13 protein-coding genes and 1 tRNA gene are annotated in these 13,469 nt (G+C 57.1%); 8 read left to right on the forward strand and 6 right to left on the reverse strand.

What is annotated here, in order from left to right; genetic code table 11:
- Positions 1 to 728 (forward strand): tyrosine-type recombinase/integrase (locus MTR72_RS39865; protein WP_341512311.1); only part of this gene is annotated, 728 nt, incomplete at its 5' end.
- Positions 729 to 730: 2 nt separating this feature from the next.
- Entirely contained in the window at positions 731 to 1,033 is a 303-nt protein-coding gene (locus MTR72_RS39870; protein ID WP_341512312.1) for a hypothetical protein, read from the forward strand.
- Positions 1,034 to 1,153: 120 nt separating this feature from the next.
- Here the strand turns inward: MTR72_RS39870 and MTR72_RS39875 are convergent, their stop codons facing one another.
- The 3 genes from MTR72_RS39875 to MTR72_RS39885 all read right to left on the reverse strand — a co-directional run bounded on the left by MTR72_RS39875 (position 1,154) and on the right by MTR72_RS39885 (position 2,710).
- On the reverse strand, positions 1,154 to 1,666 hold the full coding sequence (locus tag MTR72_RS39875; RefSeq protein ID WP_341512313.1) for a DUF4145 domain-containing protein: 513 nt from the start codon (positions 1,664 to 1,666) through the stop codon (positions 1,154 to 1,156).
- Between the two features lie 155 nt (positions 1,667 to 1,821).
- On the reverse strand, positions 1,822 to 2,160 hold the full coding sequence (locus MTR72_RS39880; protein ID WP_341512314.1) for a hypothetical protein: 339 nt from the start codon (positions 2,158 to 2,160) through the stop codon (positions 1,822 to 1,824).
- A gap of 1 nt (position 2,161) precedes the next feature.
- Positions 2,162 to 2,710, reverse strand: a complete 549-nt coding sequence (locus MTR72_RS39885) for a recombinase family protein (protein WP_341512315.1) — start codon at positions 2,708 to 2,710, stop codon at positions 2,162 to 2,164.
- A 225-nt stretch (positions 2,711 to 2,935) separates the two neighbouring features.
- On the opposite strand from MTR72_RS39885, the gene MTR72_RS39890 reads away from it, so the two are divergent.
- From MTR72_RS39890 to MTR72_RS39915, 6 genes are all read left to right on the forward strand, one after another.
- Positions 2,936 to 3,940, forward strand: coding sequence for a DNA adenine methylase (locus MTR72_RS39890; RefSeq protein ID WP_341512316.1), 1,005 nt, complete (start codon positions 2,936 to 2,938; stop codon positions 3,938 to 3,940).
- Positions 3,940 to 6,090, forward strand: a complete 2,151-nt coding sequence (locus tag MTR72_RS39895) for an ATP-binding protein (protein ID WP_341512317.1) — start codon at positions 3,940 to 3,942, stop codon at positions 6,088 to 6,090. Before MTR72_RS39890 ends, MTR72_RS39895 begins: the two co-directional genes overlap by 1 nt.
- A 6-nt stretch (positions 6,091 to 6,096) precedes the next feature.
- Complete coding sequence (locus MTR72_RS39900) at positions 6,097 to 7,542, forward strand: hypothetical protein (RefSeq protein ID WP_341512318.1); 1,446 nt, start codon at positions 6,097 to 6,099, stop codon at positions 7,540 to 7,542.
- Between the two features lie 463 nt (positions 7,543 to 8,005).
- Positions 8,006 to 8,527 (forward strand): hypothetical protein, encoded by a 522-nt coding sequence (locus MTR72_RS39905; RefSeq protein ID WP_341512319.1) that lies wholly within the window; start codon positions 8,006 to 8,008, stop codon positions 8,525 to 8,527.
- 179 nt (positions 8,528 to 8,706) lie between these two features.
- Positions 8,707 to 10,584, forward strand: a complete 1,878-nt coding sequence (locus tag MTR72_RS39910) for a DEAD/DEAH box helicase family protein (protein ID WP_341512320.1) — start codon at positions 8,707 to 8,709, stop codon at positions 10,582 to 10,584.
- Positions 10,585 to 10,896: 312 nt separating this feature from the next.
- Positions 10,897 to 10,973: transfer RNA gene (locus tag MTR72_RS39915), tRNA-Arg, on the forward strand.
- Here MTR72_RS39915 and MTR72_RS39920 read toward each other — a convergent pair.
- The 3 genes from MTR72_RS39920 to MTR72_RS39930 form a co-directional block, all read right to left on the reverse strand.
- Entirely contained in the window at positions 10,944 to 12,578 is a 1,635-nt protein-coding gene (locus tag MTR72_RS39920; RefSeq protein ID WP_280967275.1) for a recombinase family protein, read from the reverse strand. The two genes, MTR72_RS39915 and MTR72_RS39920, sit on opposite strands and share 30 nt — an antisense overlap.
- A gap of 12 nt (positions 12,579 to 12,590) precedes the next feature.
- Positions 12,591 to 12,812, reverse strand: a complete 222-nt coding sequence (locus MTR72_RS39925; RefSeq protein WP_280967276.1) for a hypothetical protein — start codon at positions 12,810 to 12,812, stop codon at positions 12,591 to 12,593.
- Positions 12,813 to 12,900: 88 nt separating this feature from the next.
- Entirely contained in the window at positions 12,901 to 13,077 is a 177-nt protein-coding gene (locus tag MTR72_RS39930) for a hypothetical protein (RefSeq protein ID WP_280967277.1), read from the reverse strand.
- Positions 13,078 to 13,469: the final 392 nt, after the last annotated feature.

Here is a 13,469-nt window from a genome sequence, read left to right on the forward strand (position 1 = left end):
CATCTCAGACGAGCCTGAACAACCTCTCTGGAATGCTGGTCACCCAGTATCGTGACGACCGGCTCAAGATGGTCAAACCTGCCTCGGTGCGACGTGAACTGGTCGTCCTTCGTCACGTATTCGAGGTGGCTAGACGAGAGTGGGGTCTGCCAGTCAAGGAGAACCCAGTCAAACAGATACGACTGCCAGAGGATGCCCGCCCAAGGGAGCGTCGTTTGCTGGGCGAGGACGAGCGCCAGCTCCACGCTGCCATCGGCAAGCGTTCGGCTTGGTATCTGCGCCCCTTCATCATCCTGCTTGTCGAGACCGGGATGCGTCGTGGTGAGCTTTTGTCGATCCGTTGGCGGGACATCGATTTTGGCAATAGCACCGTTCAAATCCTAAAGACGAAGAACGGCCACCCGCGGCGCATTCCGCTTACACCAGAGGCAATAAGAACCCTTCAGAACCTTCCAAGAAGCGATGACAAGGTTTTTCCAGTTGCAGCTAACGCTGTGCGGCTCGCTTGGGAGCGCCTCCGCGTGAGGGCTGGTTTGACCAGTCTGCGGCTCCATGATCTCCGTCACGAAGCTGTTTCTCGCTTCTTCGAGACGGGTCTTTCTGTACCCGAAGTGGCGCTGATCAGCGGTCACCGAGAACCGCGTATGCTGGCCCGGTATACGCATCTCCAGCCCGAGCGGATCGCTCGTAAATTGAGCCTGTCACAACCCTCCTCGGACGGGAGCTAGCTGTGAGCATCTTCGTTCCCATCATTAACCTGATCTGGGTCGGCCTATTCGTGGTCGCGCTCTACAGCCATTCCGATGAAGTGGGCAGGTGGTTTGCTCTATGGACTTGTGGAATGATCGGCTTCTTTTTCGGATGCGTGTACAAAGGCCAACAACAGTCGATCGAGCGATCCAATGATGTGCTGCAAAAAGAACTGGAAAGGCTCGCGGCACGGGAGGTTCATGAGGAGGAATGGGAGCGTGAACACCCAGGCTGGTGTGGACGCTGCGAAGGTGCAACAAAAAGACCCCCAAACTTGGGGTAACGTGGGTGATTCCTTAGCGGCTAGGCCGAACTCTGAAAGCCAACGCGGGACGAGCGCCATTGCGTGGACAGAAGCGGTATAGGTTCCCCGCTTTCGTCTACGCCCCAGCGGCTAAAACCATCAGGTCTTCTTTCGAGGCGGACGCGGCGGGATGAGACTTGCTGCGGTTTTGAGCATGGGACCGGTGATGTAATGGTCTCGAATAAGACCTTCCATCGTTGCAAGCATCGCCTGGATCAACTGGCGTGGAGGCTTGAATGCTCGGTGGCTCGACGCCGAACCTGCGTCAATGACGATTTCAAGCGCCTCCTTCTGCTTTCCGGTGATGTGGCCCTGCGCGACCATCTCTCCCAATTTCTTTTCGAACGGCCCTAGGTCTCCGCCAAGGACAGTGTTCATGAGATGGTCAAGAGCCGTCCTTGTGCCCATAGACAAGAGCCGCACCTGCTCATCGTTCGCCGCTGAGTAGACCTCCTTCAGTAGACCGAACAGGTCGTTGTCTAAGGTCTCGAGCGCATCGAGCCATTCAGGTGGCCACGCCCAAGCGCGAGGCGGTCGAAATGTAACCTCTGTCAGAGTGGGTTCGTTTCCCTCTTCTGGAACGCCATCGAAGTACCAATCCTCAATTCGCACCGAGAAGCTGCGGCATCCCCTGCACCTTAGGGCATACTCCGTAGCAGCTCTAACCTCTCCGTTTGGACCATGGTCATTATTCGTAAATGTGTCCAAGACATCGTGATCGGTTTCGCGTCTACAAAGATTGCAAGGAGAACTGATGACTTTGCTCATCAGTCCAAGCCCCGAAGGAACTTGAAGATCACGTTTACCGGACCTACAGGCAATTGGATGAGGACAGGTCGTCCATCCTGCAAGGCCTCACGAGGCACCTCGGCTTTGAAGGGAAGTTTGTAGGCGACTGGCCTTGCCGGAATCCCTTGTGCCAACGTGGCTCCAGGTGGAACTGTCATCTCTGCATCAACTGTCACAAGCCCCTGGGCATCGCGGTAGGTGCCGTCATAAAGAACTCCCCCCACGTCGGCTCCTGTCAGGCACCCGGCCTTGAACAAGAGCATCCCCATGCCCCAATCAGAAGCTCCCCTGTACGTTATGGAGTAGATGCCGTCCATTTCAGGCCTCCGCGAGAATGCGATACACGCTCGCACGGCTTATACCGACTTGAATAGCAATTTCGCTTGCTGCCTTCCCAGACCTCCGCAATTTCTGCACCTCGCTCGCCTTCGCTCGTGCTGTCGCGGCCCGCCCTTTGTACTTGCCTAGATCCTTCGCCTTGCCGATCCCTTCGCGCTGCCGTTCAAGCCTGATCTCCCTTTCGAATTGCGCAATTGAGCTAACTAGATCAACTAACAACCTGCCTCGCTCGGTACCCGTGTCGAGATTCATTCCGAGTATCTTCAAGGTCGCCCCCTTCTCCCCAAGAGTGCCGATGATCTTCACCAATTCGCCAATCGACCGGGCCAAACGGCTTAGCTCTGTCACGACTAGGCCGTCATCCTTTCGAACGAGCTGCAGACATCTCTCTAGCTGGTCGCGGCGGCTCCCGGAGGAGGCCCGCTCCTGGAAGACCTCGATACACCCGTGGGCCTTCAGCTCATGCGTTTGCACCTCCAGTGCCGATTGCCGCTCGGTTGCGTTCGTTCGGGCGTAGCCGACCAGCATTCCTCAGCCCCTTTGTCTCAATAGGATACCCAACATTTTGGGACAAATGACGTCTCAGAGCAAACACCATTTGTATGAGACAGCGCCGTCTAGGAGCAGCCCGCTACCAACAGTCCCCGCCACGACAAGGAAACGGTTAAGGACGTCCGCACTCGACGAAAGCTGAAGCTGAGCCACGTTGAAGAATCGGATAAGCTCAACCATTGGCAGTTGGGGGAGCTTCGTTTGAATACCGCTTTGATTGATCTGGCCCGTCGGATTCTTATCAAACCTGATCTGTCGCCGCTTAGGTACCCGGGAGGAAAAAGAAAACTAGTTCCGCTCTTAATCGATCTTATCGGGAGGTCTGACGCGAGCGTCGAACTGCTGGTTGAGCCGTTCGCTGGAGGAGCCGCCGTATCGCTGGCGCTTCTGGAGGCAGATGTGGTCGATCGCATTGCGCTGGCCGATGCCGATCCACTAATCGCAGCTTTCTGGTCGGTAGTGTTTTCGGCCCAGGCGGCCAAGCTTGCAGACCAAATCTACGATACCCCCGTTACCCTCCAAGAATGGAAAAAACAGAAAAACCTTGAGCCTAGAGGGATCGTTGATCAGGCTTTCAAATGTTTCTTTCTGAACCGCACAAGCTTTTCCGGTTCACTAGCACAGCGGGCGGGCCCGATTGGGGGCTACAGCCAGTCGGGAGCGAACCGCATTGATTGTCGCTACAACTCGGAAAGGCTTGCCGAGCGCATCATCCAGTTGTCGCGACTGAGGGGCCGGGTGGACTTCGTACGCTGCCAGAGCTGGCAAATGACAGCCGCTCAGATGCGATCTCGCCGCATCGCCAGAAATTCAGCCAAAGGTTTGCTCTGGTACTTAGACCCTCCCTTCTTCGAGAAGGCGGATCGTCTCTATCGGTATTATTTTGGCAAATCGCAGCACGAAGAACTGGCTCGCCAAGTGGAGCATCTGCCAGGTCATTGGATCCTCTCATACGATGACAGACCAACAGCTCGCAAGCTCTACGCCGCTAACGCAGGGTTCGCGACGGTTAATCTGCAATACACCGCAAGAGTAGACGACGGACGAAGAACAGTAGCGTCAGAAATCCTCGTTTCGAATCTGATTGCGCTCTTGAGAAACAAGAAGGTGATTGCAAGGCGGCCCAGGCCGCTTCCTTGCCCACGGAGTGTATCAACGCAGTCTCACTTGGGTCAGGTTCGCGCATTCGCAGGGGGAGTAAAGTGATGCTTGAGAATGTCATCAACCGGATGTCGGCTTCGTCCAATCCTTTAGTTCGCCTGATTGCCGACAGTACGAACAGCAGGTTCGTCGGATTTACGATTCACACAAGCTACTCCGACATGACCGTGATGACCAACGACTTCTGGCGCGAAGCATGTAATGGGCTCCCGATGAACAGTTATCTGCTGGCGACCGCGATGGACGCCACGCAGTACGCTAGCTGCCCTGACATCGACAAGCGAATTGTGCTCTTGAGGATCGTGGGCCGCGCCGAAATTTCAACGGACCGCGACACCCTGAGAGCCATCCTTGAGCACTTCCAAAATAATCCAGACACGCGCGACCCCACCCTCGCAGCTATGGAACCTTTATCAAAGGGAATGCTGCAATGGAGCGGCATTGAATGCAAAGTGCTAGGCACGTTCTTCATGGGGCCTGATCAGCGCCTGCGATTTGGCGCCGACATGGAAGATTTCTTCGCCGCCAGACACATGAGAGTTCAACGGCCGACTTCTGACGCACTAAACACAATCGTGAATTTTGTAGACCCTATCCGCCACGACAAAGCTATCGCCGATGCTGCAGCTATGGGGATGCGGAGAGAGCCAACTCCCTTTCGGATTGGTAAGGTGAGATTTACGTCCTCAAGTCATTTTGGTGCTGCCGAGCCGGACGTGCCTGTCACTATCTTCCCGGGCGACTTTCTGGGGCGGCGCACCGCTGTATTTGGAATGACCCGAACCGGAAAATCTAACACAACAAAAACCATGGTATCGGCAGTTGGACTATCGGCGTTTGAGACAGACCTCGCGGTTGGCCAACTAATCTTTGATATCAACGGCGAGTATTCCAATGCAAACCAACAAGACCAGGGAAGCTCGATCGCTGAGGTGTTCGCGGACAACACTGTGAGATATCGGGCGCTAACAACCGCGGGATTTAGAGACGTACGCGCGAACTTCTATGAGAGCTTAGAGTTAGGCTTGTCTTTCATTGCCGCCAACTTGCGGGATACTGGCGGCTCAATGAGCGACGACTTGCAAACATTATTGGCTCACGACCTCTCCGAACCAGACCCGGCCAACCATAGCGAGCATACGAGATGGGAACGTCAAGTTTCCATGTACCGCTGCATACTTTCGAAGGCAGGGTTCGCGGCACCGGCTAACTATCGGATTACTATTCCGGTCGGACAGGACGCATTAGCTGCAATTTACGAGAACGATCCAAATATCGCTGCTGCGCAGGCGACGCCAGCCACGAACAAGGCTGGCAAGGCCGCCGCCGTAATCGCCTACTTCCAATTGCAATCGCGCGGTTCAGGCAAGTACGACGTCGCTCCGCAGCAGGCCGTTGAGTTTTGGACGGTGGTTAGGGGGGTCGAGAAAACCTTGGGTGGACCCGACGAGCTTCACGGAATCCGAGGTACAGGAAATCGCAAATGGCTAAACTCTGTAGAATATGCTCTTCTCAGTGTCCTCGTTGGGCGATCCAGTAAGAACGACAACCCCATCCGTTCATCAAACGCCATTCGAGCTGCGGCGTTGCAATTTCATTCGCCGGGCGGTTCGGCTGACATCGGACGGGACATCTATCAGCTCCTTTCGATGGGCCGCATCGTCATTCTGGACCTTTCTGTCGGCCCCCCTAGCGTTCGGGAAAGAATGGCCGAAACGATTGCTGCGCGGATCTTCCGAGAATCATCCGATCGGTTTGTCCAGGGCCAAGTGCCTCCTCGAGTTGTTCTCTACGTTGAAGAGGCGCACAATCTCATCGGTAAGTCTGCCGAACTCGACGAGACGTGGCCGAGAATAGCGAAAGAGGGAGCAAAGTACGGGATCTCGCTCGTGTATGCGACGCAAGAGCCCTCCTCTATCCATGCAAATATTCTCGCAAATACAGAGAACCTTTTTGTTACGCATCTCAACAACGACGGCGAAATCCGGGCGCTCTCCAGTTATTACGATTTCGTCGATTTTGCCGAGAGCCTTAAACGCTGTCAGGACGTCGGGTTTGCTAGGATCAAAACACTCAGTTCGAACTTTATCACGCCAACTCAGATTGATTTCTTCGATGTGAATCGCTTTCGACAGGAATACGCTCGCCTGAAGCAAGCCGGTTGTAGTTGGTTCTCGCCCCTTCCACCGATGTGATGAGCCATGCCATACGCAAACGAAGGCTCGTCGGCCACTTCCCATTTTGACATAATAAAGAACCAGGAGGTCGCGAGCTTCCTTTCAGGGTGCTCCTATGATGCAGCCGCCGGTGCGAGAGCAGATGAAATCGAATCTCTCTTGGTGAACGTATCGGGGAGGGTTAAGCCCCTAACCGAAGGGGTGATCCTCGCTAGTGATGGATCGCCCTATGAAGCTGTGGTTCAGGAAAGGTTTCCCTCGGTTCGCGTTGGTTTTTTGAAATTCTCAAACATTTTGCTGCTGCTACCCGATTATCAGCGCTTGAAAAACACAAACGCCAGGTTCATCGACCCCATCGAAATTGCTCGAGTACAGCGCATGTCCCAATCGCTGTCGATGGTCCTTCCCGGAGCGGGTATTCTACGTGGTTCGCATCAGTCATCTCGGTGTGTGCTACGGGAGACGATCTTCCAAAGTTTCAAGAACCCCGATTTGATCAGCGGCGGAGAGACGCTCTACAACACCTATGTTGATTTGATCGGCCGCATGGGTAGCCTGGTCACCCGCAACGGCAAGGCCGGTATTCTTTTCGGAGCAGGGAGGAAATCGCCCGCCACCGATGTAGCGCTGGAGCAAGAATTGTTCGTACCGGTAGAACCGGGTTTTGCGCCAGCGCCTGACGATCCTACCAAAAGTGTCTATTTAACTGATGCACTCCGAGTTCACGAAGCCTTCTCTGATGAAGGCAGTAACCTGGAGTGCTTCAATCGCCTCATGACCGCGATGGAGCACTTATTGCTCGCGCACATGCTCAGATCTGCATACAGGATTGATCCCACGGTTACTGACAACCTGTTCGCAATCGTGGATGGTCCTCTCGCGATTTTCGGGGAGCCCGCGCGGTTTCACCGTGGGTTGATGTCGCTGATTGATGAACTTAGGAACGACGCGAGAGGACGAAATCAGCATGGTCCTCTCGTTGTTGGCCTATCCAAAACCGGAAAAGTGGTCGAACACGCGCAGGCGATAGACCACGTCCTGCAATCAGCGGACGGCGGCGTGACAAAGAGAGACGGAACTTGGCTCCTCCCTGTTTCTGACGAATATCGGTACAGGTACATCCAGCCAGCTGCAGTAGCGCGTGATAAAAATTTTGGCAGCGAGACCTACTATGGCCAAACCTTCATTCTGAGAACCGCATCGGGCAAGGTTTTCGATGTATGCTTGGCCTATCCTTTTCCGAACAAGGAAGCAGTGGGAGGGCGTCCGTTCCGCGAGGCAAAGATGGATCTCGCTGCTTACGGAGAGAATTTGGATAGAGCGGTTTCACTTATCGAGCTGATGCAAATGGATTTGTACGAGAATTCACTGATCGCCGTTCACCTCGCGCACAAGTACTCGTCTATTGCTCACTCACCCGGCGGGAGGTCGTTGGATAACTTTGTCCGCCAAGTCGTGAGGCCAAGGTAAGCCGACGCACCCGTCGGTGACTACGCAAGTCCATTAGGACGTGACCGGCGCGTTGGGCTCGCTGTGGCTCCCGCGCAACAATGGCCAGGAATCGAAATGTAAACGGTTCTGCAGACCGTTGCGGGCCATTGAGGGCACTCGGAAAAAGGTCAATTCGTGCCAAATCGAGTGCCAAAGGCTCTTGTTGCCCTCGGCGCACGGCTGCTCCAAATAGTTCACCGCATTCATCGTCGCATGACAGGCGTCACCCCGGACACATCCGGTGTGTGAGTTTTCTGTCTGCGTCTGTCTGTGTGGGGATGGCTGCAAAAAGTATAACAACAAGGAACTGCAGATGCCGTCATTTTGCCGCGTGAGCGGTTGCGCGAAACCTCGCGCTGGTTATTCCCAACTTTGTTCCCAACATCGGTCCCGGAAGCGTCGTCACGGCCACGAGGAGCAGCGGACCGTCGGCAAAGCCGACTTGAAGCCGTTCATTGAAAAGGTCCAGGCGAGAATTGCCAAACAGCCCGAAGCGAAGCTGTGGTCTATCTGTGACCAACGCTGGGAGGCCTGGACGAGCAGCTGGCGATCCCAGCCACCGACGACGATCTACCGCTTCGTCCGGAGCGCAGCGAAGGAACTGGTGAGGTTGGCTGACAACACCTCCGGCCGGGAGGTCGCGATCACGACTGTAGCGATGTACCTGCTCCAGGAGCACGATCCCCGCCTCTTCAAGTCCGAAGCCGCGTTCCGAGCCCAGCTCGTGAGGAGGGTGAGGAGCCTCTCCACTGCGAGCTTCTCGGAGTGGGACGGAGCAGCCGATGGGCGGACGCGACGGGCCATGAAGCTGCTCGAACCGAGGACAACCGAGTACCTGGGTGGCGTTCTGGTCGAGTTATTCGGCCAAGCGGGTGTGCGGGTAGCCCAGCTTGAGAAGAGGGAAGAGGAGGAAAGAAAGAAGGCCGTCCTCGCCCTTCACTCAGCTCTGGCTGAGGTCGCCTGACCAACAAACCTCCTCATCGTGCTTATTACTTATAGCATCCTGAGGAGCTTTCGCCCGTAACCGACGGGAAGACCAATTTCACGAGGACCTCCTCACTGTGCCTAGCAGCGCTCTGAGGAGGCCCCAGTCCTCCAGGCCCTCCTTGCTGGCGCAGCAGGGGGCTCAATCAAGAGACCATAATGCTCAGAAAATTAGAACAAGCCTACGATGCAGCCATCAAGGAGCAAGCAAGGCTACGCAATAAACAGATCACTAAGTTCGACAGAGAGGTCGCGCAGGCGATCTTCACCGCTGGCCTATTGGCGATAGAAGATAGTCAATGCGGCGTCGCTCAGTACAGGGTCGTTTCAGCCCCGACAGGCAGCGGCAAGTCCAGCTATGCGCAGGCGTTCGCCAAGGCCGTCACCCAAGCCCACCCCGAGGGATCAGTCCTGTTCCTGGTCGAGACCATCCAGCAAGCGGAGGATACGTACCGAGACATGAGAACCCTGATCGGCAAGGCAAACGTCGCCGTTTGGACCAGCGCCCACGACAGGAGCACCTCGGCGGAAACAATCGAGCGGCAGCACGGATACGTTCCCGAACATCGCTTCTCGGTTGACGCCCTTGCCAAGTATCCCGTCGTCGTCGCCACCCACAGGTTCTACATGGGCTCTCGAGCGAGCAAGGCGACGGAGTATCGAGGCAAAACGCGCCTGTTGACGTTCGTTGATGAAAGAGCAGCTGATGTCAGCATCTTCGATGTCGATACCGGCCTGATCAAGACTGTGCGCGACAGGTTGGCCGAGAGGCATACGGCGAACATCGAGCATGTCGGCCAGTTGACTAAGCTGCATGACCACCTTGAGGCCGTCTGGCAGACAGCACCTGGGCGGAATGCATTTGATGAAGTCCCACAAGCGGGAAACGTTGATCTGCGCTGGTTCAGCTCTGATCAAGCGAACGACTACATCACCTCGTCAGATGATCAAGTGAGACATGTATTCGGCTTCGGCCGTGCACTCGCCAGGGGCTTTGCGTTCCTATCCCGATACGATGAATACGGCAAAGGCGCACGTTTCGTTGGCTATGAGATGAACATGCCGCTCAGGCCAGGCACCATCCTTCTAGACGCCACGGCAGACATCGACGGCGTGTCACTCCTGGTCAACAACCGCAAGCATGTCCGCGTACCTCGCGTGGACTTCAGCAATCTCACAGTCACGCACATTGAACCGGACACACCGAAGGGGTGCACCATCAACGAGATAGTCAAGCAAGCCAGTCGGGCCAAACCGTATGCAGAATGGATAATGGAGACGATCACGCAGAACAGCCACCCCGGTGAACGAGTTCTGGCCGTGGTTCACAAGGCTCTTCTCGACCACGAGTATTTGCCGAACGCTCATCGGGAGTTCGGCGAAGCAATCGACCTCGCAGGGCGCAGGGTGTGTTTCATCCACTGGGGGTCAGGGATTGGGTCTAACCGTTGGAAAGATGCGGCCGCAGTCTTCTTGTTCGGCGAGTTTCATATCCCCAAGCGAGCCATGGTCGGCACTGGCTTGGGCCTTAGACAGCAGCGAGCGACATCGGCTGCGCTGGCTCCCTTTCAAAGTCCGAACCCCAAACGCAAGGAACTGGGAACAATACGCGAAGGCCATCTCTGTCGTTGGATGAAGCAGATCGCGATGCGAGGAAACGCAAGGAACATCGACAGCGAAGGAGTATGCGGGGTACAGCGCCTCTATATTACCGGCGAGTTCGAGAGGCTCATCCAGCACAAGGACAAGATGTTCCCCGGCGCCAAGTTCGTAACTCGGCGAAACCCAGAGCAGATCAAGCAGCCAGGAGTGAAGGGTCTCGTTTCTCTCCTCTATGCCACGGAGGCCTCGGAGATCACGACTATCGAATTGCAGAGGCTCACCGGCGTATCCTTCCAGAAGAACAAGAGACGGTATCTTGAAGACGCTCTCGTTCAGCGAGCGATGCAGGACACCGGGTTCTCCTTCCAAGCAGGAGGCGGGCGAGGCAATCCCGGGAGGTTCGTTCGCGGTGGGGTCGTGAAGCAGGCTGCGTGATCGCTACAGCCCTGTCTCACCGCTAGATCAGGCCTGCCGGAGAAGACCTCACCAAGAGGCCCCGGCAGTCTGACCTAGAATTTGGTGAAAAAAATTCGAGACGCCAGCGTCAGGCAAGCCGAGGCGATTTCCCCCCGTGACCCTGGCACACTTCTGTCACATGCAGGTGTGACACGCGACGCAGCGTATGGCAGGGCGGATAGAACGACGCTTTCAACGCTCGGACCGGTGTGCTACGTTGGCCTCTGTAACGGATTGGTTTTCAAGGGAAAACAGAAGCGCACGAGACGTCGTGATCTTGTCCAGCCCACTGCACCCGTAGCTCAGCTGGATAGAGCGTTGCCCTCCGAAGGCAAAGGTCACACGTTCGAATCGTGTCGGGTGCGCCAGTTCGGTACAAAACTGGGCACTCCAAAACCTGCCGATTTTACGCCGGAAGCGGCGACGAGCGTGCGCAGGAGCACGCTTTTCGATCCCATGATGCGAACCTCTTTCGCGTCGACTTCCACCCGTTGGGCCAGCGCTCGGAGGTGGTCGCGGCGGTAGCCGCCCGCCCCGGTCCGCATCCGCCTGCGGGCCTGGCCGGCGAAGGTCTTCAGCGTCTGCGGTGTGATGCTTGGTCCGGCTCGATCGAGCGCGCCCTCGGCCCGCTCTGCGTCGGCGCGGGCCTGGTCGCGGATGGACTTCAACTCGGTCACGCGCTCCTTGAGCATCGGGTCCGACACGTCAGCGATCCCATTTTCAATGGCGTCGTACAGCCGCTTGAGTTTGGCTTCTGCCTCAGTCGCACGCTTGCGCAATTCGGCGATATGCGTCGTTCGGCGCTCGGCGCGCTCCTTCCGGCGATGAAGGACGGCCGATAGGACTTCCTCGAGACGCTTGGGTTGCAATAGGCGTTGCTCGATATGCTCGGCCACCGCGCTGTCGAGCTTCTCCATCGGAACGGTACGGCCCGTGCAGCCAGTCTCGCCCTGCCGCGCCTTGGTCGAGCACGTGTAGTACCTGTACCGCCCACTCTTCCCGGTCCTCAGTGTCATCGCCCCGCCGCAGGTGGCGCAGAAGCAGATGCCGGTAAGGAGGGTCGGTCCGCTGACGACACGCGGCGCGTTCCTTGCGGGGCTACGTGCCTTGAGCAGCGTCTGCACAGCCTCGAACTCTGCGACCTCGATGATCGGCGGTACCGCCATCTCGACCACTTCAGTGTCCGGTTTGCGCTCGCGGGTTTTCCAAAATTTGGTGTTGAAGCGGTGGCGGCCGATATACGTCGTTCGCGTCAGTACCTTGTGCACGGCATCGACGCCCCAGCGTCCACCATCGCGCGTTCGAATGCCAGACTCGTTCAGATGCTTGGCAATCGATTTGACGCCCATCGATCCGGATGAGCCGTTTCCTTCGCGCGCCAGGCGATAGATCAGCCGCACGGTCTCGGCCTGGATCGGATCGATCTCCAGTGTCTTCTTGGTGCGGTGGCCGCGCTGCTCGGCGGCTTCGACGACGCGGTAGCCGATCGGCGGCAGCGCGCCGTTCCAGAAGCCCTGGCGCGCGTTCTCCTTCATCGCCCGCAGCGTATGCTTGGCGTTCTCCTTGGACTGGTATTCGTCGAACAGCGCCATGATCTGGCGGATCATGTTGCTCATCGGGTCGTCGCCGAGCTCCTGGGTGATCGACACCAGACGCACACCGTTCTTGGCAAGCCGGCGGACATAAAACTCAAGCTGGAATTGGTCGCGGAAGAAGCGGCTGAAGCTGTGGACGAGGATCACATCGAATGCCGGCGGCTTGATCGTCGCCGCGTCAATCATGCGCTGGAACTCCGGCCGCCGATCGTCGGTCGCGGACGCGCCCGGCTCGACATAGTCGGCGACAATCTCCCACCCACGCGATGCGCAATAGCCCTTCGCCTGGCGGCGCTGATCCGGGATGGAGAGATCGCTGTCGGCCTGCCGTCCTGTTGAGACCCGCAAGTAGAGCGCCGCCCGAACCGTTGCAGCCATGGTGATGTCCCCTCAGCCTTTCCCAAACAACTCGTCGAACAGATCACCGAACCAGGCTTCGAAGACATCAATCTCGGTTTCGGTCACCGGCACGTCCTTCGGCCAGTCGTCCGTCACCGCCCATGTCACCGAAGCGCGGTCAGGACGCGCGGGCGCCCGCACATAGTCGTAGAGATCGTCAATTGGTACGCTGTCCGGCGGACGCCGTCGCTGCGATTTGTGAGGGTGAGCCATGGCGCCACTGTGGCAAGCCTGGCCACTTCACTGAACGGCCGATGTCTACGCCACGTTACTCTGGGGTACTGCGACAGAGTCCAGCCGCTTAGGGCAGGATAAAAACGCGCAAGGTGCGCGGTCGGTTCGGGCAGGAAACACCAGCAAATTCCAACAACGCGGCAAACATTGCGAGTATCCGGCGCAACTTGTCATTCTTGGCAATGCGCTGCTGTTGCAACGCTTTCGATACCCTGTGGCGGCTAAGTTGATCAGCAATTGTCATTCCCCCGTCGATCTAGGTTGCTCGTTTCGACGCTGGTGCGGATGCTCTCGCACACGGCAAGCCATGATCGCTTGGCAGCCGAGAACCGGCTCGTCAGCAGCCGGTCAAGGCCGTAAGCCGGCGGAGCCGGTCGCGCGGAGCGCGAGCCTTGACGGGCTGACGCCGGGACGGCAGCGCTCGACCGAGCGATTATGGCTTAGATTGACCTACCCAGCCCTTCGGCACGACAGGGTACGCTGGCTGGCGCTCGGAGCTTTGACGCTGATCCCTTTTCTGTTTGAGGCGCCAGCACGGCCTCTTTCCGTGCCAGCCATGCGCCATCTCAAAAACCAATGTGCAGACAGACACTTGCAACTCCGGCGAGGCGAGCGGGCGGCGCTCGCTTTTATCTT

The organism is Bradyrhizobium sp. ISRA442, from assembly GCF_038085055.1.
Classification (GTDB): Bacteria; Pseudomonadota; Alphaproteobacteria; order Rhizobiales; family Xanthobacteraceae; genus Bradyrhizobium.